A 25,305-nucleotide genomic window follows, 5' to 3' on the forward strand; every position below is an offset into this window, starting at 1 on the left:
CGCGCCACCCGCCCAGCCTGGCCACTCCCCGTCACCACCACCACATCCACAGCGTGATCACCCAAACACGGTTTCAGACGTAGTGCGCAGAGCCTGATATCTGACTGGGCCAGGCCGACGCGCATCCCGATCCCTGGCTGACTCGCCCCGGCGTACCGCTGTACCAGCCGGAAGAGGGAACCGATGTCCCTCATCTGCAGGCTCTCGGCGACCTGGGTCCGATCCCAGAATTCCGCCGGTATGACGAACGCGGACGGATCATGACGCACGTCGACTCACCCCGCCATCTGCCGCCATCTGTAGCTGATCGTAGTCGATGAGAGCCGGTCCAGGGCCGGAAAACGAGTGCTCGGCGCCATGCCTCGAAGCACTGCTCTTCGGGGACTGCGGCATGCCGCCGGGAACTGTCCTGCCGATCCCGTCCGGGTCATGATTACGGACATCGACACGACCTCCCCGATTTACCCACCGGACCATACGCCCGACCGGGGAGGCTCGCGAATCGATACCGGAATCAACGGAGAGCCCGAAAGGACAGTGAGCCATGCTCGCCACGAAACCCGAATACCCCGCAGCTTTCTCGGTGGAAATGAGCGAACCGTTCACGCCCACCTGGAACCGTCTCCCGGGCATCACGGTGAACGGGACCACGGTCACGGTCGAGCCGGACCGGTACTTCGTCCGTCGCAGTACCGCGCCGGTCTGGATGCTCGTCGACTGGGACCTGGTGACCGAGCGCCTGCTGTCGGAGGACGAGACCGAGGAGGCCGCTGTCGAACAGCAGACCTTGGAGTTCGTCCGTGCCTACGGTCAGCGGACGTCCGAGCCGGCGGACGTGCTGCGCACCGCCGACCGGGTCTACCACCACCTGTTCTCCGCCGAGCGGCTGGACGACCCCGACCTGTCCGACGTCACCGACGACGACCTGCGCATCCTGCGGGAGTCCGCGACGCTCGCGGCGCTGAACCGGGTCGAGCTGTCCGGGGAGATCGCCGACATCGGCCCGGCCTGGTTCTTCCCGGCCACCGCCCGCGTCGTCTACGACCTGGACGCGGACGGAGCCGAGCGGGTCGACGACCTGTACCACGGCGGCTTCTTCAACGAGTACCGCCGGGTGGAGGCGGTCAAGGCGCACGCTGCGCTCGGTTTCAGCCTCGCCCGTCCACATTACGATCTTGATCGATGCAGGATCAAGAGAGCCGTCACAGGCGCGGCCACAAGTGGACCACCGAGATCATAAAAGATTCACCTGCCGGTGGGTCGACAGCAACTCCTCGGGTTGCCACGCTGTGCAGCAGAGCCGACACGACGGTGCTGTGGGGGTGACCGGTGCGACTGGCGTCGTTCAACGTGGAAAACCTGTTCGAACGGATCCGGGCGATGGACCTGCCCACCTGGGACGAAGGCCAACCGGTCCTGGCCGCATTCGACCGATTCATCACCCTCGCCCAGCACGAGGTCTATACCGTTCAGAACAAGACCGACATGCTCGCCGACCTGGAAACGATGGAGATCCTGACCCGCACCAGCGAGGGTCGGCTGCAGCTCAACCGGGATCCACAGCCGCGGTGGGCCCGGCTTCGTGAGAACCGCGGGAACTTCCTCACCCAACCCCCCGGTAAGGACGCTGTGATCGACGCGACCGGGCGGCAGGATTGGATCGGCTGGGTCGAACTGGTCACCGGCCCCGTCGACGAGACCGCGATCCGCTCCACTGCCCAGGTCATCACGGACATCAACGCCGACGTTCTCGCCGTGATCGAAGCCGAAAACCGTCCGGCGCTGGTCCGGTTCAACACCAGTCTGCTCGCCGGCCTGTACGCCCACGTGATGCTCGTCGACGGCAACGACCCCCGCGGCATCGACGTCGGCCTGCTGGCCAAACCCGGCCACACGATCGGCTCGATCGTCAGCCACGTCGACGACCCCGACCCGGCCCGCCCCGACCGGCCGCTGTTCAGCCGCGACTGCCCCGCCTACGAACTGCACACCCCCGCCGGCAACACCATCTGGGTACTGCCGAACCATTTGAAAAGCCAGTCCTGGACCTCCGGAAACCCCGACCCGCTACGCCGCCGGCAGGCCCACCGGGTGGCGGAGATCTACACCGCGCTCCGCGACGCCGGCGCCCGGTACATCGCCGTCGTCGGTGACCTCAACAAGCCACCCCCGCCCGCGTTCCCCAGCCTCGAACCCCTCCTCGGCCCCGACAGTCCACTCGTCGACGCCGCCAGCCGGGCCGGATTCGACACCGGCCCCCGACCCGGTACCTTCCAGTCCTGCACCGCCCGTAACCGACTCGACTACATCCTGCTCTCCCCCGACCTCGCCGACCGGATGACCGGCGGGCAGATCGTCCGCACCGGCCTGTGGGGCGACCCCGACAACAAACACCCATCCGCCCAGTGGGTGATCCACCCCAAGATCACCCGAGCCGACCAGGCCGCCTCCGATCACGCCGCCCTTTACGTCGACCTCGATATCTAAAAACACCGCGGCATCTAGAACACCAGGCGACACTCTGTTGTGCCGCTGAGCGGACGCCTGCCCCGCCGCTCGATTTGACCCCGCCCCCGAACCATCCGAGGAATCGCCAGCAGAGGTGGGCGATGTCGTGGATGCGTTCGCCCGGTGCGGCGAGGTCCCAGTCGTCGCCGTGGTCGAACGGAACCACGAACCCGGCGCAGCCGTACTCTCGACCGATCCGGCGAGCGGCCCGGGTCGGCGACCGCGGCCGGGTCCGCTCCCACCCGCGGCCTCGACGACTGCCAGGTCCGCGACTACCGGGCCCGGTACGCGCACATCACCTTGTCCAGGCTCGCCTACCGATAGTCGCCCTACAGCACAGTTTATCACTCCAGCCAGCCGCTAGAGATCGCTGTCCGTACGACACGTCGGTGGATGCCACTCGTATCTTCCGAATACTAGACTTAAGTTATGAAAATAGCCCATAACGCCCCACTGTGAGATAGCCAACACCGTAGAGACTTCAACGGAGGTTGACGGTCACCGGAAGCGCTGGTCAGCCCGCTGCGGGCACAGATTACTTGCTATTAAGCAGCAGCATAATTTTTCTTCTCAACAACCAATGGCCCCTCCTTCCTCGTAGACCTCGCCAGTTGGTTGTGGTTAGACTGACGACCGAGCGATTCCAGGAGACGTTACAAGAACAGTAAGTCGCGGCTTCGCCTACTTGACGGCACGGATGCGACGCATGGCGACACGGGGGGTGCGACAACGTAGCGCTGGAGTGCGCAACGGCCGCTACTGTAACTACAGTAAGCGCGCCCAGGCCGCGCGCATGCCTGGAGAATCACGGCCGGCCCGGCCCTGTCGAATTCATCCACAGCTGATGATGATGATGATAATCAGAAAAACGATCATTGACGCGGGCATGCACGCCGTTCCACGGAATATCGACGGGCATCGCTGGCATATTTCTAATACCAAAAGGTCGTTGACAGCTCCTACCAGTGATCCGGCCGCATCGCCATGCGGACATTCCCTGCTGGAAAAGGAAGTAGATGACTGCGCAAACCGCACGACGGGTGCTTTTGACGGGGGCGTCGGGCGTGCTCGGTCAAGAGCTCCTGAGCCAGTTGAAAAGAGTTCCTGACATCGAGCCGGTGTGCCTGGTGCACCGCACCGTCCTGGCCGACCAGACGATTACCACCGTGCGCGGTGACATCGCTCGTCCACAACTCGGCCTGGATGGATCGGAGTACCGATCCCTGGTCGACAGCGTGGATGCGGTGGTGAATTCAGCCGCCGTGGTCGCATTCAACGGTACCGAGAGGACATTAAGGTCGATCAACGTCGAGGGAACTTCGCGGATAGCGCAGCTGGCCGCGGCGGCAGACGCACCCCTCTACCATGTGAGCACCGCCTACATTGGCGCCCGCAGCGACGGCGCCGGCGAGTCCGGTGCTCGCTACGCCAGCAGCAAGCGCGAGGCCGAGGACGTAGTGCGCGGCGCGGGGGTCCCCTATGCCATCCTCCGGCCCTCGATCATCGTCGGCCACTCCGATACCGGTGCCATAGCCAGCTTCCAAGGCTTCTACCAGATGGTGGCCAGATTCCTGCACGATAAACTACCGATAATACCCTTCTCCCCGGACTCTCGGATCGATCTGGTGCCCGTTGATTATGTAGCCGAGGCAGTTGTTGCCGCTGTACGTAAGGAGGCGCTGGGCAGCGAACTCTGGCTCGCTAATGGGCCGGCGGCACTGACCCTCACCGACGTCGTTGACATGGCGCTCGATATTGGCCGTGATTTTGGCTATCCGGCCAAGCCCCCGATGCTGATATCCGGTACTGTCCTGGATGAATCCGCCATCACGGATCCGGCACTATACGCGGGGATAATGAAGGCAGTAGCCTATTTCTCTGCATACGTCCGCTCAAGCCTGATACTGCCGACATCGGCTGATGAGCTCGCCGCCCTCGGCGTCCGGCCGCTCCCCGACGCCAGGACGGTCGCGGATCGGAGCATGCGCTACTGGGCGGCCCGCGACGCTCGGTCGAACCAGGGCACGACAAAGATCGACCGAGCGGCCGTTGCTGGGAGCAGCCGGCCGTGACCCGTAGCAGCAGCACAGGGGTCGCACAGACGCGATCCGTCGCGGAGCCCACTTTGGACGTGCTGACCCGGCACGCTCACAACCCATCTGCATACCTGGCGCTGAACGAAGGAAATCTGACGTTCGAGGTGGATGGAATCGACGGCGTCGTCATCTACCGGCCAAGCGGGAGGTTCCTGATCCAGTTCGGCGGAGTCTTCGCGCCGCCGGACCAGCAGGCTGAGCTGCTGACTGAGTTCGTCCGTTGGGCCAGGCAGAACCGCCGTCGGGTGATTAGCGTCCAGCTGATGCCCGAAGATACTGACATCTACCTGCGTGCCGGTTTTGGCGTGAACCAGCTCGGCGCCTCCTACGCCCGTTCACTGGACGGGTTCAGCATGTCGGGGAAACATTTCGTGAAGATCCGGAATAAGATCTCTCGAGCTAATCGGGACGGCGTCCGGGTACGCGAGGTGGCGGCGGTCCGTGAGCGGACGCCGCAGCTGATGGAGGCACTGAACGAGGTGGACTGGGTATGGTTGAAGGCAAAAGGTTTTGGCGTCGCCGAGATCGACTTTATGATCGGCCAACGGGGCGGTTGGGCCGAGCGCAGGCGCCGGTTGTTCGTTGCCGAGCACGCCGGCCGGCTGGTGGGCTACCAGGTATTCTCGCCGGTCTTCGGGCGGCACTCCGGTTGGCTGCATGACCTGAGCCGGCGGATACCGGACGCTCCCACCGGAGTCAGCGAGCTGATCCTGTCCACGGCCGTACGGCAGTTCGTCGGGGAGAAGACGCCGTACCTGCACTTTGGTCTCACTCCCTTCACTTCGCTCGATCCGAAACATCGACTTCCTGGACACAGCCCCTTCGTGGACCGTTTCGTGCGCTGGCTCGGCACTCGCGCCGAGTGGATCTACCCCGCCCAGTCCCAGGTGGCATACAAGCTGAAGTGGCAACCAGACCTGATCCAGCCGGAGTATGTCGCGTTCCAGGACGGCGTCTCGCTCTCCGCCGTCTGGCGGTTGATGCGGGTGACGAAGGCCGTCTCGCTGCGCCGGGGCAGGAAGAGCGTCACACGTCGCCCAGCGAGTCCCCATGAGTGATAAAATTCTTTCTCGCGATGCCGGAAATAAAGATCAAGTCCTTCGCTCCGCCCCGAACGCGGTCCCGAACGGGAGCGGGACGGCGAAGTCGGGGGTGACCGGGTCCGGTCGGGTCCCAGGCCGGCGGCTCCCGCGTTACGAAGCGCGGCCCGTGCTTGTCGCCTGCGTTGTGTTCGCCATCCTCGGAACGCTACGTATTGCCGGCGCGTTCGACGAGTGGCTCATGGTGTTCTCTATCGTGCTCACCCCGTTCGCGCTGTTCGTCGTGCCGCGGCGAATGTGGTCGGATGTCGGCGTGCAGGCCATATCCTCGCCACGGCAGTTGGCCCGCGGGATCGGGGTGGTGACCGCCGGCTACCTGCTGACCCTCGTCGCCTGCCTGACGCTGCTCGGGCGGGGTGAGGACAACTGGGCGGCCCTGCTGCCCGGCCTCTTCCGCGAGATGTTCCCGGGCTCTCCGGCGCTCGCCTATATCTCCTTGTTCCTCTGTATGGGTTTGCTCGTCCCGATCGCTGAGGAGGTCTTCTACCGAGGCGTGCTGCTGCACGCCGCCTCCCGGCGCATGGGGCTCTGGAGGTCCGTCGTCACGGTCAGTGCCGGCTGGGCACTCGTGCACCTCGGCGATTACGGACTCAATCCTTTCAACCCGCTGGTCCTGGCCGGGATGATCCCCTCGGTCTTCGTGATGGGCCTCGCCCTGGGTTATTGCCGGATGGTGACGGGATCGGTGGTCGGTACGACCATCGCGCAGGGTGTGGCCAACGTTCTGTTCACCATCTGGGCAATCTCGCTCTAACGTGATCGGAGAAGGCGAGATGGCTGCCAGCCAGGACGCGGTCGAGACGAACTCCACCGCGGTTCGCCACGACGTATTCAAGGTGACCGCCGCGACCTGTGGCGCGCTGTTCGTGGACAGCCTGCTCTACAGCATCGTGGTACCTGTCCTGCCGAACTACGCGGACCAGTTCGATGTGGGGTCGGCCGGGGTGAGCCTGCTGTACGCCGCGTACGCGGTCGCCCTGCTGGCGGGGACTCCCCTGATGGGCCGGGTCGGCGACCGGTTCGGGCATGAACGGCCATTCCAGGTCGGTGCCGCCGGTCTGCTGATCTCGACGGTCGGTTTCGCGCTGGCTCGTAGTTATCCCGAACTTCTGGCTGCCCGCACGCTCCAGGGAGTCGCCGCGGCGGCGCTGTGGACGAACGGAATCGCTCTGCTCGCCCAGCGGGTGCGGCCCCCCAGGGCCGGCGGCGCGATGGGAGCGGCGATGTCCAGTATGTCCGTCGGTATGGTCGCTGGCCCAGTGATCGGCGGGCTGCTGGCCGAACGCTTCGGCGACGCGGCGCCGTTCGTGGTGTGCACGGTGCTCACCGCGGTACTCGCCGCCGTCCTGCCGTGGCTGGTCCGCGGCGCCGCGCAGCCGGTACGTGAGCAGCAGCCATCCGGCTGGCGTTCGCTCCTGCCGACCCTGCTCGCTGTCGCCTTCGGAGCGGCGACGCTGAGCATGCTGGAACCGCTGCTCCCGCTGCACCTGGCCGACCGGTTCGGCAGCGGCCCGGCCACGCTGGGTCTGATCTTCGGGGCGGCGACGCTGGCGCACGGGCTCGCCGGGGTGCCGGTCGGCCTGCTTGGGGACCGGCGGCCGGATCTGCCGTTGATCCCGGGCGGGTTGCTGGGGATGAGCGCCGTCCTGCCGCTGCTCCCCAGGTTCGACGTTGGCTGGACGACGGTGCTGCTGGTGACGTTCGCCGTTTGCTTCTCCTTTGTCCTCATCCCTGCGCTGGGGATTCTCACCGCAGCGGCGGAACGGCGGGGGGTCGGGCATGGGGCCATCTTCGCGATGTTCAACATCGCCTATGCCGTGGGGATGATGAGCGGCCCTCTGCTCGGCGCGCTGGGTACCGGCTTCAGCAGCGTCACCACCGCGCTTACCGGCATGGCGGCGGTTCTCGTCCTGGGCGCCGTCCTGATCCTGACCGCGGCGCAGCGCCGCTCCGTCACCTGACGTCCGAGCCAGGATGCCCGGCTGCGGTCGGGCATCCACCTCACCGAAAAGACATCCCGTCCTTCTGCTCGCGATCCACTGGGAGTTGCTATGAGCCGAGCCGGTCTGGCGCTGCGCGCCGCCCGTCTCCTACTCACCCGCGCCGTTGCCGACACCACACCTGATTACGACATCGCCAGCAGCACCTATGACGAGGCGTTCACCGCCCTCATGGGCCCGAACTCGACGGCGATGCTGGACCTGGTGGGGATCGCCCCGGGGATGGACGTCATCGAGCTGGCATGCGGCACGGGTCACCTGTCCGAACAGATTCGGATCCGGCAGCAGGGCCTCGGTTCGCTGCGGGTGATCGAGAAGTCCCCGGGGATGCTGGCCGTCGCGAAGGCCAAGATGGAGACGCTCGGCCAAGCCTCCAAGGATGTCAGCTGGCAGCAGGGCGACATGCTGGAGTTCCTCAAGGCCCAGGCGACCAACAGCGCCGACGCGATCGTCTGCGGTTGGGCGATCTGCTATAGCAAGCCCTCCCAATTGTTCCGCGAGGCGCGGCGGGTGCTCCGCCCAGGAGGTCGGATCGGCATCATCGAGTCCCGCGCGGACGCATTGGCCTCGCTGCGCAAGGCTTTCGAAGACGTCGTCGCGGACGAGCCGACTCTGCTCACCGCGATGGTGCGGGTGGCCCTGCCGAAGGACGCCGAGACGGTGGCCAGGTGGATGCGCAAGGGCGAACTGCGGGTAATCAACCAGTATGAGGGTGAACAGCGCTGGCCGGTGGCCACCGCCGAGGAAGCCGTAGAGTGGGTGGAACGGTCCGGCGCCGGCGCCGGCTTCCGGGACTCGTTCGACATGTCCCGCGAAGACGACGTCAGAGGCAAACTGACAGAGGCGCTACGCAAGCAGGCCAGCCGGCCGGGGGGCCTCACACTCCTCCATCCGTTCGTCGTGGTCGTCGCCGAGACCACACCGGAGCCGGCAGCTCCCGTCCAGCCGGGCGTCACCAAGGCGAATGGGATCCAGTGAACTCTGGGACTGGCGGGATCGGATCGGAGTCGACGCCTTCCCCTTCCGCCCATCCGGTGCTGGGACGGATCGCCCGGGCCGTGGTCAGACACCCCGTGGTCGTCATCGTCCTCTGGCTCGTCGCTATCGGGGCCTGCGCGCCGTTCGCGCTCAAGCTCTCCGAGGTACAGTCCCGGCAGGGCAGCTCGAAGATCGTGCCCGGCTCGGTCGGCGACGCCGTAGCGCAACGGCTCGTACAGGCATTCCCGCATCACTCCGAGCGGGAAACCCTCATCGTGCTCAGTGCGCCCGATGTGACCGCCGCGAGTTCGCGGCGGCTGATGGGCATGCTGGACGCCTCGCTACAGCCACTCGTCCACGATGGCTCAGTCATGAGCACGACGTCGCCGTACACGCTGCACCGCGACGCTCTCCTGGCCGCGATGCGCCACGTGCTCGCGCCGGCGGGTACGCCGCCACCGAGCACCGAGGAGGCCATGGGCCGCCTGGCCCAGGCGCGGGCCACGGGTCAGGTGCCCGCGGCGCTGGTTCCACTCCTGCAACGGGCCGCACGTACCGACCAGGCGGAATGGCCGAAGCTGGCCGGCACGCTGGCCGAGGAGACGGACTGGGCGGACTTCCCCGTGCCGGTGGACGCCGCCAGCCTGATCTCCGATGACCACAGGGCGTCACTCGTTACCGTCGCCTACTCGAGGCATGGACCTGACCCGGACCTGACAGCGCTGCGCCGCACTGTGGCCGCGGACATAGCCCGGCTGGGCCCGGCCTCCCCGGTGCACGCCGCCGTCACCGGCGAACTGGCACTGATCAAGGACACGTACGACAAGGCCGAGGCCGACAACGCGAAGATGGAGTACGCGGCTTACATCATCATCATCATCGTTCTGCTGCTGTTCTTCCGTGCCGTCGTTCCGGCAGTCCTCACCCTGACGATGATCGGGCTCGCCATGACGATCAGCCAGGCATGGCTGTACGCCGTCGGCAGCCAGGTGGAACTAACCCAGTTCACCACGACAATCATGACCTTCGTCATGCTCGGTGCTGGCGTCGACTACAGCATGTTGCTGTCCTCCAGATATCGGCAGGAACGTCTGGCTGGCCGCGACCCGAAAGAAGCCGTCGTCAACGCCACCATCCACGCCGGTGAAAGCATTGCCCTCGCGGGAAGCACCGTCATCCTCGCGTTCGCCGCAACCCTGCTCTCACCGGTCGACTGGATCCCGCCGCTCGGCTATGGGGGGCTCGCGGGCATCCCGGTGATGCTGCTGGCCGCACTGACGATCACACCGGCGCTGCTGGTTCTGCTGGGCGACAAATTCTTCCTGCTCGGTGTCCGGCCGCTCACGGATATGGAGTCCAAGGGCTGGCTGACCAACCTGCTGCGACGGCTGGCCGTGCTGCCGCGACGGGCACCCGTCGCCGTCGTCGCGGTGTTCGTGCTGGCGACGATCCCCATCATTGTCCTCCTGGGATCCCACCGGCTGACCTCCGACCCGGTCGCGCTGAGCCCGGACACAGACGCCCGCCGCGGCTACAACCTTATCGCCGAACACTGGCAACCCGGCCTGCTGCAGCCGACGACCGTCGTCGGTGACATCGGCGACAACGGTCACCGAGGCGACACTCTCACCCTTGCCGGCTGGCAGCGACTGGACAGCCTAAGCGACGCGATCGCCCGCACTCCCGGCGTGGTCTCCGTTTCGAGCCTGTCCCGCCCCACGGGCACGAAGCTGTCCTGGGAGGACACGTCGGCGCTACCACAAAACGTCCGACAGGACTTTCTGGCCCCGGACGGCGCCCTGCGGCTGTCCATCGTGCTGGCTGGGGACCCACTGTCGGAGCAGGCGAGGTCGACGATCCGGACGCTGACCACGCTGGTCGCCGACAGTACCATCGACAACGCTCAGGTCGGTGGTGCCACCGTCATCGACCAAGAATACGATGCGGCGCTGACATCGTCCTTCTGGAAGATGATCGCCTTTGTGTGCGCCGGCGTCATAGTGCTGCTGACCTTCGCATTACGATCCATCCTGGTCCCGATCCGGCTGATCCTGACGATCGCGCTCAGCAACATTTGGGCACTCGGCGCCACGCTCGCGGTCTTCGCCGGCTGGCTCGATGAACCCGTCATCAACGACCTACCAATCTTCCTGGTGATCCTCATGATGGGTCTCGGCATGGACTACGAAATCTTTTTGATAACCCGGATCCGAGAAATAACCCGGCAGGGAAGCAGTGACGCCGACGCGGTGACGACAGCTATCGTGGACACCGGCCGGGTAATCACCGCTGCCGGCCTGGTTATGGCGGGAACACTGGGGACGATGATGCTCTCGTCAACGTTGATGCTGCGCGAGTATGGCTTCGGCCTCAGCGTCGCGGTGCTGCTCGACGCCACGCTGATCAGGCTCGTCCTGGCGCCCGCCACACTCCTGATAGCCGGGAAGTACAACTGGTGGCTGCCCTCCCTACGGCGCCGCGCCGCCGCCCCGGACGGGCCGGCGTGAGGTAGACGGCGCCATTCCATAACCATTCCGTATCCCGCATGACACCGCCGTATCCCGCATGACACTAAGATTTACCGGCCAGGCCAGGACACGCCCGACACGGCATACCGGAGTTGACACTTCCTTGCAGGATGCGCCATTATTGAAGAAATTTCAACAAGAGTGCGTTGACCCTTTCCGGCTGCTCTTCATGCGGTAGGTGGCCGGCATTTTCTATGGAGACGAAGCGGGCGTTTGGAAGCCTTGCCTCAAGATTCTGGCCAAATTTTATTGGTATGTAACGATCATCCTTGCCCCAGATCACAAGAGTCTCGTTGTGTACCTTTTCGAGATGCCGGTCGACTTCGCTCCAGTTCAAATTACGTTGCAGGATGTACTGAGCTTTGAGGTTGCGAGAATAAGTGATAGGAATATATATCTGGCGAATCTCCGCGTCAGATACGGCCGATGGGTTGCTGAAGAGATTTTCGTGTATATCCTTCCTGACGTTGCCAAAAGAAAAGAAGTGTACGAGCAACTCGCCTACCAGCGGATACGACAGGTACTTCCAGGAGCTCCCGTCGTGAGCCGCGATCTCCGCCGTCCCCGTAGCATCAATGAGCACTATCCTGCCGACCTCATCAGGGTAAACCTCGGCAAAATAAAGCGCCCAACCGCCACCCCATGAACTCCCAATAAAATCAGCCTGGACAATTCCTTGCTTTGCCAAAAAATCTTTCAGGAGCGTCGCGAATCCGGCCAAGGTGAGCGTAGCAGGATCCTGGTAGGTGGTGAAACCATGCCCGGGCATATCCAGGGCATACACAGTATGCTCCCGGGCAAGTTCATCGATGTTCTTCCGGAAAGAATACAGCCAGGTGCCACCGCCATGCAGGAGAATGACAGGTCTACCAGCGCCTTGCTTCAGATAGTGGAGCCGTGTATCACCTATGTCCATGTATCGAGTTGTACGTTCCTTCAGAAACGAGGGCGTCTCCTTGAGATTCCGCCCAGGCTCGACGCCGTAGGCAAAAAAGCTAACAGCTAGGAAGCCTAGCAAGAACAGGCTAATAATAGAAAGCATATATATCCTGGCTACAGCACAACTCATTCTTGGACTCCAACTAAAGTGCTAAGCCTGCTAGCTTGAAAAGTCCTGATTCCACACCAAGAAATCTATCCTTAATCTTCTTGCAGAATAGAACACCCTCGCCCACCGTAACACGGTCGGGAACATACTCTTCAGCTCCACCAAGCCCTATAGTGCCAAGGCGCGAGGAATCTCCCGGAAAAATGCCTGAACCGCCTCGGCGTGTCCGGCGGTGAGGCGTCCTCGGTTCTGTAGGATCGGCTTGCTGGATGGTGACCATCCAGCCTTGGCGGCTGGCCGGCAGACGAGGATGTAGCCGGGATGGTTACCGTCCCCGTCCCGTGCCACCGCCCTACCCACCGGTCGGTATGGGACGGGGACGGCGCGTCAGGAACTCCAGGAGGGAGAACTGCCGTGGCGTCGGCTCGACCGGTGACTCACCCCGCCAGGCCCGGTGCGACGCGGGTCGAGCCGGAGGTCGCCAGCCGCCAGGACGACCGGGCGTTCCCCACCACCACGGCGCAGCAGCGCCCGCAGTCGCGCCACCAGACTCCGGTCGTCATCCGCCACCAGGATGCGCATGTGCGGAACAGGGCCACCCTGCCGCTGAGCGCCAGCCGAATCCCTGCTGAATCTTCGCTCTGAAGGACGGGGCCCTGCGCGCTACGTTTCCCGGTCACGGGCCTCGAGTCGGTCCGCGGGAAGAAGAGCACGAGGAGGATCATGCGGCACGAACACCGGACCCCGGTCGACGTTCTTGCGCTACTGATACGGGACGGCCGCCTGCTCCTGACGAAACGCGCGGGAGGCATCTACGGAAGCGGCTGCTGGGCGCTGCCCAGCGGACGGATCGAGCCCGCCGAGGACGTCGTGACCGCGGTGATCCGGGAGCTCGACGAGGAGCTCGGTATCGGGGTCGAACCCGAGGATGTCGCTTTCGCGGGTATCACGCATGCCCTTCCGCCGGACAGCGACGCTCGTATCGGTTTCGGCTTCCTGGTGTCGCGGTGGAGCGGCGAGCCCACCAATCGGGAGCCAGCCACCTGCTCCGCCCTCGCCTGGCACCCACCGGACGATCTGCCGGCCGACACCCTGGCGTACAGCAGGGAGATCATCCGTCTGCATCTGCGGGCGGAACCGTTCTCCCGGTTCGGCTGGCCGCCGAGTCGGGGAGCGGGCGCACGATCGCGGCAGGCTTTCTCGGCTATCCGGTCCCGCGACCGGTCCACGGGTCCCCCGCCAGACCGAGCTGGCTGATCCAGGTCTGGTAACAGCGGCGGTCGGCGAGCCGGGTCCAGTCGCCGCCCCACCGCTCCATGGCCGTACGGACACCGCACCCGCAGAATGCGCATGGCGGCGACGTGGATGCAACATGCAACAAAACCTTCACGGTTGTCGACCGATAGCAATGGAGATGCTACTTTCAGTTCACACCTTGAGCGTGAGGGGAGAGGGTGACGATCATCGCCATCGCGCCGCATCGAACGCCCGTACGTACCGCCGTCGCGATGATCAGCATCCTCGCTCTCACCACCGTCCTGATCGGCGTCGGCCTGGCCGGATCCGCCGTGGCCGGCGCCTGCCCGACGGCCGGGTCCAGCGACGTGGGGAAGACGGGGAAGATCAGGAAAACCGAGAAAACCTGTCCCGATGGGGACGATGCGCCGCCGTTCGGCTTTCTCGATCTCGCCGACGCATCCCCCGCCGGCATCCGCGTCGCCGGCTGGACCATCGACCCGGGGGACCTCACCCACCCCCTGGCCGTAACGATCATTCTGGACGACGTCGCCACCGCCAGTGTCGTCGCCGACCGCTCCCGTCCCGACGTCGCCCGGGCCCACCCGGGCGCCGGCCCCGACCACGGCTTCGACACCACCGTGGCCGCCGCACCCGGCACCCACACCGTCTGCACCGCCGCGGTGAACATCGGCCCGCTCGGCTCCTTCCACCGGCGGAGCCTCGGCTGCGCCACCGCGACCGTGGACGCGCCCGCCGTCGACCACACGCCCCTCGGCTACCTCGACCTCGCGACGCCCAACCCGTGGATCACCGCCGGCTGGAGCAGCGTCCGCGTCGCCGGCTGGACCTACGACCCCGACGACCCCGCCGACCCCCTCATCGTCACGGTCACTCTCGACGCCACCACCGCCACCACCGCCACCGCGGACACCTCCCGACCGGACGTCGCCCGCTTCTACCCCGACGCCGGCCCCGACCACGGCTTCGAGACCACCGTCATCACGAGCGCCGTCCCGCACACGGTGTGCGCCTACGCCACGAACGCCGGGCCCGACGGCCCCATCCGGCATCAGCTCGGCTGCGCCACCGTCTCCTGGCTCCCCTGACCGCTGCTGGCCCCTGACCGCTGCTGGCCCCTGACCGCTGCTGGCCCCTGACCGCTGCTGGCCCCTCTGACCACCGCCGGCCGCGATGCGCAGGTCCCGCCCGGCGGTCGTCTCACTCGGTAGTCGTCTCACTCGGCGTCTGGAGCGGCGGCCGGAGCGAAGACCGTGGCGAGCGCGGGCAGCGCTCCGGGCACGAGTCGGTAGTAGGCCCACACGCCACGCTTCTCCCGGCTGATCAGGCCGGCGGCGACAAGAACCTTCAGGTGGTGGCTGACGGTCGGCTGGGTCAGCCCGAGCGGCTCGGTCAGTTCGCAGACGCACGCCTCACCACCCTCCCGCGCATAGATCATCGACAGCAGCCGCAGCCGGGCGGGAACGGCGATCGCTTTGAGCACACCGACGAGACGTTCGGCGTCCTCCGCGGACAGCGGGGTGCGAGCCAACGGCGTGCAGCAGGACGCGACGGTGCCCGCGAGCCCGCTCGGTGCGTCACTCTCGTCACCGTGATCACCGTGATCACGCGCGGTCAGGGGCACCAGGGTCGATGCGAGCGTCGTCGTCATGCACACCAGCATGCAGCGGTCGGGCCGGCCTCGCCCGAGAGCGATCATCCGAGTCGATGCGAGCGTCGTCGTCATGCACACCAGCATGCCCCACGGGACCGCACCCGGGCCCGTCCAGCCATCCTGGCGGCCCATAAAACTTGACAGGATTACATAGCGCTGTTTATCTCTACATGTTCGTGTGATGGAAGCCGGTGTGATTCCGGCATGGTCGCGCCACTGTGATCGGCCCGTCCGTCCTGGACGGTCTCGGAAGTCAGACCCATTGCCCGAACCCGTCCTACCCGTGGAACGCGTGATTCCAGTGGAGGTTCTCCTCATGGCGCACCCCGCCGTCTCCCCCGCACCGCTCGCCCAGCCGGCCCTGCCGGCCCTGCCGACCATCCCGATGCGTGAGCTGGTGCCCTTCCTGCTCTTCGGCGGGCTGCTGGCGCTGCTCGGGCTGTACTTCGTCGGCGCCGAGCAGGGCGCGCTGTCAATCTTCGGCGGGAACTACGTCCACGAGTTCGTGCACGACGCCCGCCACCTGCTCGGCTTCCCCTGCCACTAACGCCTCCTCCCGATCTGTTCCAGCGAGGAGACGCTGTGGCACGAACACTGTTGATCCGTGGCATGCTCGTCGGTCTGGTCGCCGCCGTGCTCGCCTTCATCGTCGCGAAGACCCTCGGCGAGAGCCAGATCGGTCACGCGATCACCTTCGAGTCGGCGGGCGAGAGTTCCACTCATGCGCACGAGGCGGTGGGTCTCGCCGCTCACGCGCACGAGGAGTCCGAGCCGGTGTCCCGGACCGTGCAGTCGACGCTCGGTCTGTTCACCGGTCTGCTGCTCTTCTCCGTCGCCATCGGCGGCATGTTCGCCCTGGCGTACGCGTGCGTGCAGGGCCGCCTGGGCACCCTCGGGCCCCGCGGGACGGCCGCCCTGGTCGCCCTCGCCGGGTTCACCGCGGTCTACCTCCTGCCCGATTTGAAGTACCCGGCGAATCCCCCCGCGATCGGCAATCCCGACACGATCGGCCGGCGGACCGTCCTGTACTTCCTCATGATCCTGATCTCGGTGATCGTCGTGGTCGGGACGGGTGTGGCCGCGCGGCGGCTCACCGGCCGGCTCGGCGGCTGGAACGCGACGATCGCCGCCGCCGTCGGCGGGCTGGTGGTCCTGGGCGTCGTCTACGCCGTTCTGCCCCACGTGCACGAGACGCCGGAGGGCTTCCCGGCCGACGTGCTGTGGCGGTTCCGGATCGCCTCGCTCGCCATCCAGGCGACCGTCTGGGCGGCCATCGGCCTGCTGTTCGGCACGTTGACCGAACGCGCGTTCCGACGTACCGCGGCCCCCACCAGCGCGATCGGTGCGATCGGTGCCGCCGGTGCGGCTGGCCCTGGTTAGTTGCGCGCCGACCGTGGCCCTGCGGGCCGCCCGGTTCCCTATCGACGAGCCTCTCGACGCCGACGGGCTGCACCGAGCCGCCGGCGCCGCCGAGGCGGTAGCGGCTGGCGCGCTTCCCGCGACGGGACGGGTGCTCTGCGACGGATCCGCGCGGGCCTGTCAGACCGCCGCCGCCCTGGGCCTCGGTGCCCGCAAGGGTGACGTCACCATCCCGCGGGCCCCGGGCCTACCCGTCGTCCCCGAGGTGGATCCGGCCCTGCGCGACCTGGACGTCGGGGCCTGGCGGGGGCGCAGCCTGGACGAGATTCCCCCGGACGAGCTGCGCCGGTGGCACAGCGATCCGGCGGTGGCCCCGCCGGGCGGCGAATCCCTACTGAGCTTGCTCAGCCGCGTCGAGAACTGGCTGGTCCGGCGAAGCACCGAACCGAGCCACATCATCGCGGTGACCCATCCGGCGGTCATCCGGGGCGTGCTCGTGGCCGCCCTGCGCTGCCCGGTCGAGATGTTCTGGCGGATCGACGTCGCCCCGTTGACGGCGACCCTCCTGCACCATCGGATCGGCGCGGGCGGTCATGACGGCACGACCGGCACGCAGCCGAAAACGGAGAGTGCCGCGACCGCGACCAGGACCGCGGCCGGAACCGGAACCGGAACCGGAACCGACTGGACCTTGACACACGTCTGCCGCCCGCTTTAGCGAGATCCGCCGGGTCCGGCGTCCATCGGCGCCGGCGCGCGGATGGGAAAGCTCATGGTCGCCCAGGGGCTCGGGGTGACCGTTCTGCCCGACTACAGCATCGTGGGCGACCCGCCCGAACGCAGCGGCGTCATCACCCACCGCTCGCTTGGAGGTCGAGTGAAAATCGCATCAGAATCGTCAGGTTCGACCGGTTTCCCGGCCCGGCCACGAGGCTGCCGCGGCCCCTTGACGCGCGGCACCGTCCGGATGGAATCATGGCCGTGGGTCCGAACCCCCAGGTGGCCCCAGGTGGCTAGATGACCCCGGGTGAGAGGCGGTCGGGTGGGTAAGCACGCGAAACCGGTAGCCTGCCCGACCTGCAACGGCAGCGGGAAGATCACCGTGACCAGCGACGGCAAGAACGAGACCGTCTCCTGCGGCGTGTGCAAGGGCTCAGGGAAGGCGTGAGCGTCCGCCGGGTGAACCGCGAGGATTTCATCCCGGATGAGATCTGGGTCCGGGACGAGGACGGGTTCTTCCTGGTCCCGCTCCGGCGCCAGGATGATCCACAGCGGTGGTCGGAGCTGTGCCGCGGCGACGACGGGATCACGACGCAGGTCGACGACGGGACGGGCAGGTACGACGGTAGGGGCGTCATACCGACCAGTTCCAGCAGCGCGCCGTGGGTCATGGCCCGGATGCTCGACCTCCTCGATGTGCGGGACGGGATGAACGTCCTCGAGATCGGTACCGGGACCGGCTATAACGCGGCGCTGCTCGCCGAGCGGACCCCGACCGGCCAGGTCACCACCATCGAGATCGATCCGGGAATCGCGGGGCACGCCCGCGCGGTCCTCGCCAGAATCGGCCGTCCGGTGACGGTGGTCGTCGGGGACGGCGCGGCGGGGTTTCCCGATCGGGCTCCCTACGACCGGATCATCGCCACGGCGTCGGTGGTTACCGTTCCCTACCCCTGGATCACGCAGACCCGGCCGGGCGGGCGGATCGTGCTGCCGTTCACGAGCGAGTTCGGTGGGGCGCTGCTGTCATTGACCGTCGCGGACGGCACCGCCTCGGGCCATTTTCATGATGATGCGGGTTTCATGCGGCTGCGCGGCCAACGGGCCGACAGACCCGTCTGGTGGCTCGGCGAGGACGACGCCGACGTCAGAACAACCTGCCGGTATCTGGATGAGCCCTTCGCGGACGCCGCGGCCGGATTCGCGGTCGGCCTGTGGCTGCCCGGCTGCACCACCGGGCAGATCGAGGAAGGCGGCCCGGCGAGAACACTTCTGCTGTCCCACGCGGCGTCACATTCGTGGGCGTCACTGACCGCCGGGTCGGACGGGCAGTCGGACGGGCACGAGGTCACCCAGTATGGGCCACGACGGTTGTGGGACGAACTCGAAATGGCCTACGACTGGTGGGTGAACGCAGGGCGGCCGTCCTGCGCCCGCTTCGGGCTCACCGTCACCCCCGACGGTCAGACATCCTGGCTGGACTACCCGGAGCGGGTCATCCCGGCCTCGTGACCCCCGCGGACGAACTGGCGCGACGGCGAACTGGCGCGACGGCGAACTGGCGCGACGGCGAACTGGCGCGACGGCGAACTGGCGCGACGGCGAACTGGCGCGACGGCGAATCGCCGAGGGTTGGTAACGGTCTCCGGTCTTGAAACCGCGCCTAACCCTCGGCAACTCTCTGTCATCAAACAGTCGACGTCATCAAACGGTCGACGTCGCCGACCATCGGTGCATCCGCGGGGTCAGCACCTCGGATCCCTGGATCCCGGATCCTGGGATCCAGGGCCCCGGGCGATCGGCGGCCCTTCACCGCTGCGGCACTACCGCGGCAGGCCGAGCCACCGGGCCCGCCGGCCGGCGGGCGGCGGTTGCTCGTCGGCAGGACCCGCGCCGACCGCGACCATGGGTGCGGGCACCCGCACCGGTGCGTCCCACCGGCGACGCGAGCCGGTCCCGATGACCGCCGTCGGCAACGCGTCCATCGGGTCGACGAACCGGCCGGTCGACTCCTCGAGCACCCAGATGCGCGCGTCGGCGATGTCGAAGTACAGGCCGACGAGTTCCAGCGTGCCGCGTGCCAGGGCACGGCGCACGGCCGGATGCGCGCGCAGGTTCTCCAACTGCTGCGCCACGTTGGCGCGGCCCAGCCTTTCCACCGGGGGCAGATCCTCCGTGCCGGCGGGGGGCGTCCGCTCAAGCGAGGCGGCGGCGTGCGACAGCCAGCCCGCCAGGGCCGAGTCGGGTGCGCCGTCGAGCGTGCCGGACAGCAACGCCTGCATGGCGCCACAGCCGGAGTGGCCGCACACCACGAGCGAGGGCACCCGCAGGACGTCGACGGCGTAGTCCAGCGCGGCGGTCACCGACAGGTCACCACTGCGCCGCAAGGGCGCGTCCGGGTCGGATCCGGCGGGGTCGTCCACCGGGACGATGTTCCCGACATTACGGATCGTGAACAGGTCGCCGGGACCGCTGCTGGTGATGATGTTGGGAACAATGCGGGAGTCGGCGCAGGTGAGGAACAGGGCGCCGGGCTGCTGTCCCCCGGCGAGCGCGTCGAAGGTGCCCCGCAGGAGCGGGGCGGCCCGCCGGTGGAACTCGTTCACCCCGAACAGCATCGTGCTGACGTGGTCGAATGTCCGGTCGGGGGAGGCCTGCGCCGGCACCGACGCCGCCGGGTCCGGGCCCTGGACTGGGTGGATCGCCGGCGGAGTGACGCCGGCGGGCTGGGAATCCGAAGACCGCGATCCCGACGAAGGGGAATCAGACGAAGGGGAATCAGACGATGACGAGGCGAGTTCCAGTTCCTGCCACTGCGACCAGGGCGCGAACCAGCGCGGGAGGTGCGGGACGACGGTGCGGCGCCGTTGCTCCGCGACCTCGGCCGGCCGGCGGAACCAGACCTGGCCGATCTCGTCGACGCTCACCGTCCCGCCGGACGCCTCGTGGTTCGCGCACCAGCCACGCAGATGCTCATAGGCGGCGTGATCAAGGTAGTCGACGATGAGTTCGATCGAGACGGGGGCACCGGCGGGGATACGGCCCAGGATCCGCGCGAGGCGGGGCAGGGACAGGAAGCTCAGCGTCCCCTCGACCTCCACCTGCCAGAGCTCGCCGGTGCGGACCAGCCGGACACTCGACCACAGCACCCGGCGCAGGACCAGGGCGAGCGCGGTGAGCAGACCCAGGGCGACGCCCTGCAGGAGGTCGAGGGCGACGACACCGACGATTGTCACCAGGTAGACGGGCAGCTCCCCGTGCCGGCGGACGTGGCGCAGATGCGCGACGTTGACCAGCCGCGCACCGACGACGACGAGCAGGCCGGCGAGGGCGGACAGCGGGACCCACTCCACCATGCGGCCCAGGAACACGGCGAACAGCAGCACCCAGACGCCGTGCAGGACGGCAGACTTCCGGGTACGCCCGCCGGAGGCGACGTTGGTGGAGCTGCGCACGATCACCCCGGTGATCGGCAACCCGCCGGCCAGGCCCGAGACGAGGTTCGCCGAGCCCTGCCCGAGCAGCTCGCGGTCGAGGTCGACGCGCGGCCCCCGCCAGCCTCGGGTGGTGGCAAGCTGGTCCACCGCGACGGCCGAGAGCAGGGACTCGACGCTGGCGACGATGGCCACGGTGACGACGCCCAGCGCGATGCCGGACCAGTCGCCGTGTGGGAGGCCCGGCAGGGCGACCGCGTCGAACAGGGACGAGGGCAGGTCGACCCTGGGCAGGTCGAAGCCCGCGACGGCAGCGAGCAGGGTGCCCGTCACGACCGCCGCGAGATAGGCGGGGATGGCTCGGACGGCGTTCGGCAGCCTCTTCGGCAACCGGGGCCAGAGCAGGATCGTGGCGATGGTGACGAAGCCGACGAGGGTCGCGAAACCGTGCGGATCGATGATCGCCTCGGGCACTGCCGCGACGTTCTCCCAGGCGTGACTCTCGGCCTGTCCGCCCAGCACCACGTGGAACTGGCCGAGGACGATCGTCAGCCCGATGCCGCCGAGCATCCCGTGGACGATGGCCGGCGAGACGGCCAGGGAGGCGCGGGCGACCCGGCAGAGCCCGAGCAGGATCTGCAGAATCCCGGCCCCTGCGGTGATCAGACAGGTAACGCGCCACCCGTAGGTGTGGACGAGGTCGGCGACGATGACGGTCAGCCCGGCGGCCGGCCCGCTCACCTGCAACGGCGCACCGCCGAGGGCGCCGGCGACGACGCCGCCGATCACCGCGGCGAGGAGACCCGCTGCGACCGGCGCCCCCGAGGCGACGGCGATGCCCAGCGACAGGGGCAACGCCACGACGAACACGACCAGGGAGGCCTGGAGATCGGGGCGCAGGGGGTTGTGGTCACCCCGGGTCCGGCGCACGTTCTTGGCGGTGGACCCGGACATGGGCGGCGAATGGCTGTGCCGGGACGGTGACGGCGGGGAAACCGAAGCGGTCATGGCATCCTCCTCGAGTTCGATGCGGCGGGACGGGTGTCTCGTCGGAGATCGGCCCCGAAGTGTGACCATTGGCGACGGTTTGCCGGCGCCCGTCGGACACCGCGGTCCGACCACATCCGACGCCCACCCTGGACCCGCAGAAACGGAAAGTGACTAATGATGCACAGATCTCAACGTGCGAGTCCACAGCCGAGTTTCCCTCTGTGACAGACGCCCCATTTATGCGTGACGCTGGACACCTTCTGTGGCATCTGCTCCTGGGCTCGGACCAGCGGCGCGACGGCGGCCCCGGGTCGCGGCCGGACGGGCGGGCATCACGTTCGGGCGGGCATCACGTTCGGGCGGGCATCACGTTCGGGCTCGATGCCCGGCGGCGGCACGATCGTGCCTGGAATCCGCATGGAAGAGGTGCACCGTGAGCACGGACAGCTTCGACGCGGTGATCGTCGGGGCCGGTCCAAACGGGCTGACCGCCGCCCTGACGCTGGCCGAGGCCGGCTGGCGGGTACTCGTCCGGGAGGCCGCGGGCACTCCCGGTGGTGGGCTGCGAACAGAAGAGCTGACGCTGTCCGGCTTCCGGCACGACGTGTGCGCAACCGTCCTGCCGCTCGCGCTCGCCTCCCCCGCACTGCGCGCCTTCGGCACAGGCCCGACGTCCTCCGCGAACCCGGCGTCCTACGCGGACCCGGCGTCCTTCGCGAACCCGACCCCCACCGCAGGCCCGACCCCGACCGAGGGGCTTCGGTGGGCGCATCCGCCGGTGCCGCTCGCCCACCCGCTCGACGACGGCCCGGCGGCGCTGCTGCGCCGCGACCTCGACGCCACCGCGGCGGGCCTCGCCGACCGGGACGGCGTCGATTCCGGCTGGCGCCGGCTGGTCGGCCCGCTGGCGTCCGACGGCTCGCGGCTGGCCGAGGGCGTGCTGGCACCGTTCGACCTGCCGCCCGCCGCGCCCCTGACCCTCGCCCGGTTCGGCGTGCGCGGGCTGTGGTCCGCGACCGCGCTCGCCCGCGCCGCGCTGCGCGGTGAGGCGGCGCGAGCGCTGTTCGCCGGGCTCGCCGCCCATTCCATGATCGATTTACATCGCCCGGTCACCGCAGGCTACGGGCTGTTCCTCGGGGTGCTCGCGCACCAGGTCGGCTGGCCGGTAGCCGTCGGTGGATCATCATCACTGGCGGAGGCCCTGGTCGCCCGGCTGCGCGAACTCGGCGGCGAACTGGTCACCGGCGCCCCGGTGACCAGCCTGTCGGAACTGCCGCCCGCGCGGGCCGTGCTGCTCGATCTCACCCCTCGCCAGGTGCTCGCGGTCGCCGACGCCGCGCTGCCCGGCCGCTACCGCGCCGCGCTCGGCCGATACCGGTACGGACCGGGAGTTTTCAAGATTGACTGGGCGCTCGACGGACCGGTGCCCTGGCGCGATCCGGCGGTCGCCGGGGCGGCGACCGTGCACCTGGGCGGCACGCTCGCCGAGATCGCCGCGGCCGAGCGGGCCGTCGCCCGCGGCCACCATCCAGACCGGCCGTTCGTACTGTTCGTTCAGGCGTGCGCCGCCGACCCGAGCCGCGCCCCGGCCGGCCGGCACACCGGGTGGGCCTACTGCCATGTCCCACTGGGCTCCAGCGTCGACATGACCGACGCGCTCGAGTCCCAGGTCGAACGCTTCGCCCCCGGATTCCGCGACCGGGTGCTCGCCCGCCACGTGATGGGACCGACGGCGCTGGAGGCGCACAACGCCAACGAGATCGGCGGCGACATCGGCGGTGGCACCGCCGACCTGCGCCAGTTGGTCGCCCGGCCGGTGCTCTCGCCACGCCCCTGGGCGACGCCGCTGCCCGGCGTCTACCTGTGTTCCGCCGCCACCCCTCCCGGCGCCGGGGTACACGGCATGGCCGGGCTGCACGCGGCGACCCTCGCCCTCAGCCGGGAGCGGCGAGCGGCCTGGCCCGTAGGTCGGCCGGGATGAGATCGTCGCCGACCCTGATCTCGCCGTAGGCGAGACACGCCGGGAAATGCGCGACATGCCGCCGCCTACGGACCTTGTATCCCGCCTGGAGACACTCCGGCGGTAACCGCCCGGGCGCCACGCCGACCATGAATCACCGCCTTTTCATGACCGTCCCTCCATGATGGGGGTCGGCCGCCGGCCCGCAGGCGGCCCGCATCACCGTTGGGTGACCGCAGACCAACCGATAGGTGAGCTCCCCCCGCCGCACCCGCCTGGCCAGACGGGAATGATATCGTTCAGCCGGATCTTTTCATCGCCGCGGAAATCGGGGAAATGTTATGCCGCTGGCAGGCTACGGCGTCTTGAAAGGCCGGCTACTCGACCGGCGCAGGGAGGGCGGGCACGACAGCCCGCACTACCAGATACACGTCGAGGGTGGTGGCTCTTTCCGAGTCGCCGTAAACGTTCTGTCCGCCCAGCCCCCGTCCGAACTGCTGTACATCGCGGTCGAGGAGTTCCACCATCCGATCCTCGACCGCCTCGTTGACCTGCCCGACGGGTTCACCCCCCTGAAGTCCAGGCCCGGCGGTCTCGCCCTGGACTTCGTCCGGGGCAACCTGTTCGATCGCACCGGGCTGCACGCGCTCCCCCCCGACCGCCCCGGCCCGGACAACGACCTCGCCGACCGCCTCGACCACCACGTCCAGCGTGCGACCGCCGATCCGACCAGCCACATTTACGCCTTCGGCCAGCGATGGGGGCCCGAGCCCACGAAACCAGACAAGATCTTTGGCTTCGTACCCGGCAACGGCGTGCATGACGTCCACATGAACCAGGGCAACAGCGGTCGCTTCATCGCCGACGACGGCAGCTGGCAGGACGGTGCCCTGCTCTTCCACTTCCCCACCGCGGGCCGCTGGACAGCACTGTTCCTGGCCTTCCAGAGCCAGGCCTGGCACACCGACGACACGACCGGCCACACCCTGCGCGCCGTTCCATCGGCCGGACCGGGCGGCCAACCAGCCCCCGGGGAACCCGACCGGCGCCTGCGCATCGTCGCCGCCCTGGTCAACCCCATCGGACCGGCACCGGAAGCCGAGTCCGTCACCCTGCTCAACACCACCCCAGGGCCCGTCGACCTCACCGGTTGGACGATCATCGACAGCGGTCGGCACCGTTTCCCCCTTCCGCCCACCAACCTGCCAGCCGGGGACACCGTGCGGATCCCGCTCGCACCCCCGGTCGGGCTGGGCAACCGGGGCGGCATCATCACCCTGCTTGATCAGGACGGTCTGAAAGTCGACGGCGTCGCCTACACCGCCACCGACGCATCCCGCGAAGGACACACCATCATCTTCTGACCTCGGATCACCTTTCGGCCCCGGATCACCTTTCGGCCCCGGATCACCTTTCGGCCCCGGGTCGCCTCCGCCTCGGATGGGTCTTCTCCACCGCGGGAACCCGCGCTTCGATGATGCTCCGGGCGGGACCCCGGTGGACCGGGTAGGCGAGCCGCAGCAGGTGGTGGCCACCTTCGACACCTACAGCGAGGCCGAGAGGGCCGTCGACCAACTTTCCGACCTTGGTTTCCCGGTGGAGAAGACCGCCATCGTCGGCCGCGGCCTGCGCACGGTCGAGCAGGTCACAGGTCGGCTGACCTGGACCTCCGC

General features: G+C 67.7%; 20 protein-coding genes and 3 pseudogenes. 19 read left to right on the forward strand and 4 right to left on the reverse strand.

Translation table 11 applies throughout. The annotated features are described in order from the left end of the window. The first annotated feature begins 544 nt into the window (after positions 1-544). From BMG523DRAFT_RS15510 to BMG523DRAFT_RS15545, 8 genes are all read left to right on the forward strand, one after another. Positions 545-1,240, forward strand: a complete 696-nt coding sequence (locus BMG523DRAFT_RS15510) for a hypothetical protein (RefSeq protein ID WP_011437612.1) — start codon at positions 545-547, stop codon at positions 1,238-1,240. Positions 1,241-1,329: 89 nt separating this feature from the next. Then, the gene (locus tag BMG523DRAFT_RS15515) at positions 1,330-2,487 is read left to right on the forward strand and encodes an endonuclease/exonuclease/phosphatase family protein (RefSeq protein ID WP_011437613.1); all 1,158 of its coding nucleotides are present in this window, start codon (positions 1,330-1,332) and stop codon (positions 2,485-2,487) included. Positions 2,488-3,524: 1,037 nt separating this feature from the next. After that, positions 3,525-4,580: an SDR family oxidoreductase gene (locus tag BMG523DRAFT_RS15520; RefSeq protein WP_011437614.1), complete on the forward strand. Its 1,056-nt coding sequence runs from the start codon at positions 3,525-3,527 to the stop codon at positions 4,578-4,580. Further along, entirely contained in the window at positions 4,577-5,662 is a 1,086-nt protein-coding gene (locus BMG523DRAFT_RS15525; protein ID WP_011437615.1) for a bifunctional lysylphosphatidylglycerol flippase/synthetase MprF, read from the forward strand. The genes BMG523DRAFT_RS15520 and BMG523DRAFT_RS15525 overlap by 4 nt, the downstream gene beginning before the upstream one ends. 151 nt (positions 5,663-5,813) lie before the next feature. Beyond that, positions 5,814-6,458 (forward strand): CPBP family intramembrane glutamic endopeptidase, encoded by a 645-nt coding sequence (locus tag BMG523DRAFT_RS15530; RefSeq protein ID WP_157858588.1) that lies wholly within the window; start codon positions 5,814-5,816, stop codon positions 6,456-6,458. 19 nt (positions 6,459-6,477) lie between these two features. Then, complete coding sequence (locus BMG523DRAFT_RS15535) at positions 6,478-7,665, forward strand: MFS transporter (protein ID WP_011437617.1); 1,188 nt, start codon at positions 6,478-6,480, stop codon at positions 7,663-7,665. A 90-nt stretch (positions 7,666-7,755) separates the two neighbouring features. Further along, positions 7,756-8,682 (forward strand): class I SAM-dependent methyltransferase, encoded by a 927-nt coding sequence (locus tag BMG523DRAFT_RS15540; protein WP_011437618.1) that lies wholly within the window; start codon positions 7,756-7,758, stop codon positions 8,680-8,682. Between the two features lie 80 nt (positions 8,683-8,762). Next, complete coding sequence (locus BMG523DRAFT_RS15545) at positions 8,763-11,189, forward strand: MMPL family transporter (protein WP_200923117.1); 2,427 nt, start codon at positions 8,763-8,765, stop codon at positions 11,187-11,189. A gap of 139 nt (positions 11,190-11,328) precedes the next feature. Here the strand turns inward: BMG523DRAFT_RS15545 and BMG523DRAFT_RS23295 are convergent, their stop codons facing one another. Continuing rightward, a complete protein-coding gene (locus tag BMG523DRAFT_RS23295) occupies positions 11,329-12,252 on the reverse strand; it encodes an alpha/beta fold hydrolase (protein WP_023841938.1) in 924 nt (307 codons plus the stop codon). Between the two features lie 382 nt (positions 12,253-12,634). After that, positions 12,635-12,807, reverse strand: a pseudogene (locus BMG523DRAFT_RS24655) (response regulator transcription factor); the annotation flags it as partial. Positions 12,808-12,981: 174 nt separating this feature from the next. On the opposite strand from BMG523DRAFT_RS24655, the gene BMG523DRAFT_RS15555 reads away from it, so the two are divergent. Continuing rightward, a complete protein-coding gene (locus BMG523DRAFT_RS15555; RefSeq protein WP_011437622.1) occupies positions 12,982-13,515 on the forward strand; it encodes an NUDIX domain-containing protein in 534 nt (177 codons plus the stop codon). A 197-nt stretch (positions 13,516-13,712) separates the two neighbouring features. Next, positions 13,713-14,603, forward strand: coding sequence for a hypothetical protein (locus BMG523DRAFT_RS15560; RefSeq protein ID WP_011437623.1), 891 nt, complete (start codon positions 13,713-13,715; stop codon positions 14,601-14,603). A gap of 128 nt (positions 14,604-14,731) precedes the next feature. Here BMG523DRAFT_RS15560 and BMG523DRAFT_RS15565 read toward each other — a convergent pair whose 3' ends face one another. Further along, a complete protein-coding gene (locus BMG523DRAFT_RS15565; protein ID WP_043591457.1) occupies positions 14,732-15,166 on the reverse strand; it encodes a helix-turn-helix transcriptional regulator in 435 nt (144 codons plus the stop codon). 319 nt (positions 15,167-15,485) lie between these two features. On the opposite strand from BMG523DRAFT_RS15565, the gene BMG523DRAFT_RS15570 reads away from it, so the two are divergent. From BMG523DRAFT_RS15570 to BMG523DRAFT_RS15585, 6 genes and pseudogenes are all read left to right on the forward strand, one after another. After that, positions 15,486-15,716 (forward strand): CbtB-domain containing protein, encoded by a 231-nt coding sequence (locus BMG523DRAFT_RS15570; protein WP_011437626.1) that lies wholly within the window; start codon positions 15,486-15,488, stop codon positions 15,714-15,716. 35 nt (positions 15,717-15,751) lie between these two features. Continuing rightward, positions 15,752-16,549, forward strand: a complete 798-nt coding sequence (locus tag BMG523DRAFT_RS15575; protein WP_011437627.1) for a CbtA family protein — start codon at positions 15,752-15,754, stop codon at positions 16,547-16,549. Then, positions 16,521-17,246 (forward strand): histidine phosphatase family protein, encoded by a 726-nt coding sequence (locus BMG523DRAFT_RS15580; protein ID WP_043591454.1) that lies wholly within the window; start codon positions 16,521-16,523, stop codon positions 17,244-17,246. Before BMG523DRAFT_RS15575 ends, BMG523DRAFT_RS15580 begins: the two co-directional genes overlap by 29 nt. Positions 17,247-17,279: 33 nt before the next feature. Continuing rightward, positions 17,280-17,396: pseudogene (locus tag BMG523DRAFT_RS27410) on the forward strand (LysR family transcriptional regulator); the annotation flags it as partial. 174 nt (positions 17,397-17,570) lie between these two features. After that, positions 17,571-17,696 (forward strand): hypothetical protein, encoded by a 126-nt coding sequence (locus BMG523DRAFT_RS27015; protein WP_023842045.1) that lies wholly within the window; start codon positions 17,571-17,573, stop codon positions 17,694-17,696. 11 nt (positions 17,697-17,707) lie between these two features. Continuing rightward, positions 17,708-18,760 carry a methyltransferase domain-containing protein gene (locus BMG523DRAFT_RS15585; protein ID WP_232235241.1) on the forward strand — a complete coding sequence of 351 codons (1,053 nt, stop codon included), beginning with the start codon at positions 17,708-17,710 and terminating at the stop codon, positions 18,758-18,760. A 311-nt stretch (positions 18,761-19,071) separates the two neighbouring features. Here the strand turns inward: BMG523DRAFT_RS15585 and BMG523DRAFT_RS15590 are convergent, their stop codons facing one another. Beyond that, entirely contained in the window at positions 19,072-21,690 is a 2,619-nt protein-coding gene (locus tag BMG523DRAFT_RS15590; protein WP_023842047.1) for a bifunctional SulP family inorganic anion transporter/carbonic anhydrase, read from the reverse strand. Between the two features lie 415 nt (positions 21,691-22,105). On the opposite strand from BMG523DRAFT_RS15590, the gene BMG523DRAFT_RS15595 reads away from it, so the two are divergent. From BMG523DRAFT_RS15595 to BMG523DRAFT_RS27415, 3 genes and pseudogenes are all read left to right on the forward strand, one after another. Continuing rightward, positions 22,106-23,653: an NAD(P)/FAD-dependent oxidoreductase gene (locus tag BMG523DRAFT_RS15595; RefSeq protein WP_043591455.1), complete on the forward strand. Its 1,548-nt coding sequence runs from the start codon at positions 22,106-22,108 to the stop codon at positions 23,651-23,653. Between the two features lie 320 nt (positions 23,654-23,973). Beyond that, positions 23,974-24,996 carry a DUF2278 family protein gene (locus tag BMG523DRAFT_RS15600; protein ID WP_011437632.1) on the forward strand — a complete coding sequence of 341 codons (1,023 nt, stop codon included), beginning with the start codon at positions 23,974-23,976 and terminating at the stop codon, positions 24,994-24,996. 160 nt (positions 24,997-25,156) lie between these two features. Beyond that, a pseudogene (locus BMG523DRAFT_RS27415) lies at positions 25,157-25,297 on the forward strand (general stress protein); the annotation flags it as partial. Positions 25,298-25,305 lie beyond the last annotated feature (8 nt).

The organism is Frankia sp. BMG5.23, assembly GCF_000685765.2.
GTDB classification, from domain to species: domain Bacteria; phylum Actinomycetota; class Actinomycetes; order Frankiales; family Frankiaceae; genus Frankia; species Frankia casuarinae.

Excerpts from the sequence above, each read along its gene's own strand:
- BMG523DRAFT_RS15510 (WP_011437612.1), top strand. The coding sequence starts at position 545 with ATGCTCGCCACGAAACCCGAATACCCCGCAGCTTTCTCGGTGGAAATG.
- BMG523DRAFT_RS15520 (WP_011437614.1), top strand. The coding sequence starts at position 3,525 with ATGACTGCGCAAACCGCACGACGGGTGCTTTTGACGGGGGCGTCGGGC.
- BMG523DRAFT_RS15535 (WP_011437617.1), top strand. The coding sequence starts at position 6,478 with ATGGCTGCCAGCCAGGACGCGGTCGAGACGAACTCCACCGCGGTTCGC.
- BMG523DRAFT_RS15540 (WP_011437618.1), top strand. The coding sequence starts at position 7,756 with ATGAGCCGAGCCGGTCTGGCGCTGCGCGCCGCCCGTCTCCTACTCACC.
- BMG523DRAFT_RS23295 (WP_023841938.1), bottom strand. The coding sequence starts at position 12,252 with ATGCTTTCTATTATTAGCCTGTTCTTGCTAGGCTTCCTAGCTGTTAGC.
- BMG523DRAFT_RS15555 (WP_011437622.1), top strand. The coding sequence starts at position 12,982 with ATGCGGCACGAACACCGGACCCCGGTCGACGTTCTTGCGCTACTGATA.
- BMG523DRAFT_RS15565 (WP_043591457.1), bottom strand. The coding sequence starts at position 15,166 with ATGACGACGACGCTCGCATCGACCCTGGTGCCCCTGACCGCGCGTGAT.
- BMG523DRAFT_RS15570 (WP_011437626.1), top strand. The coding sequence starts at position 15,486 with ATGGCGCACCCCGCCGTCTCCCCCGCACCGCTCGCCCAGCCGGCCCTG.
- BMG523DRAFT_RS15590 (WP_023842047.1), bottom strand. The coding sequence starts at position 21,690 with ATGACCGCTTCGGTTTCCCCGCCGTCACCGTCCCGGCACAGCCATTCG.
- BMG523DRAFT_RS15600 (WP_011437632.1), top strand. The coding sequence starts at position 23,974 with ATGCCGCTGGCAGGCTACGGCGTCTTGAAAGGCCGGCTACTCGACCGG.